The sequence below is a fragment of the Rhodococcus sp. BS-15 genome, assembly GCF_000813105.1.
Lineage (GTDB): Bacteria > Actinomycetota > Actinomycetes > Mycobacteriales > Mycobacteriaceae > Rhodococcoides.
Genome location: NZ_BAOX01000610.1, coordinates 1 through 737 on the forward strand (window position 1 = coordinate 1; position 737 = coordinate 737).

Below are 737 nucleotides of genomic sequence, written 5' to 3' on the forward strand. Positions count from 1 at the left end.
CCCGAGCCCGCGACCGCGGCGAGTACCCGCTCGGCCGACCGAGCACCGACCTTGTTGGCGATGCCCGCGCGCGCGTTGGCCTCGTGGATGACCACAGGAATTCGGCCGCCACGGCCGAACAGTCGACCGCGGGCCGCGAGATAGGCCGGCAACGCGACATATCCGCCGAATCCGACGAGCACGTCCGCCTCGACGGCCGCGAAGATCTCTCGGGTGCGGCGCACCGATCGCACGACGCGCAGCGGCAGCTTGAGCAGGTCGACGGTGGGCTTCCGGGGCAGCGGAACCGGCGGAATGAGTTCGAGTGCGTACCGCGAGCCGGGACGAGTTTCGTCTCCAGACCACGGCTGCTGCCGAGAGCGGTGACGGTGACGGTGGGGTCGAGGACACGCAAGGCGTCGGCCACAGCGAGCGCAGGCTCGATGTGCCCGGCCGTTCCGCCCCCGGCAACCACTACGGAAATCGGTCGAGATGTCTGCTTCACCGTCGATATCCTCGCTCACCCGAGCGGACGGGCGGGCGACCGGGTTGTGGTTCCGGTCGCGGACGGTATGCCGACCGCGATCCTGCGGCGGACTCTCGCCGGACGGACTCGCTCCGACGGGGGTTGCCGCGGGGTGACTCGCCCCGATACGCAGTCGATCTGGGTGACATCGTCTCGGTCCGTGAACTGGAGACCCGCGTGCGAGCACGTCCGGGCTCGGCAGCTCTCGCTGTACGTGCGTCCTTGCCCTGGC

At 70.0% G+C, this 737-nt stretch carries 1 pseudogene; it reads right to left on the reverse strand.

What is annotated here, in order from left to right:
- Positions 1-484: pseudogene (locus RHBS_RS28245) on the reverse strand (glycosyltransferase); the annotation flags it as partial.
- Positions 485-737: the final 253 nt, after the last annotated feature.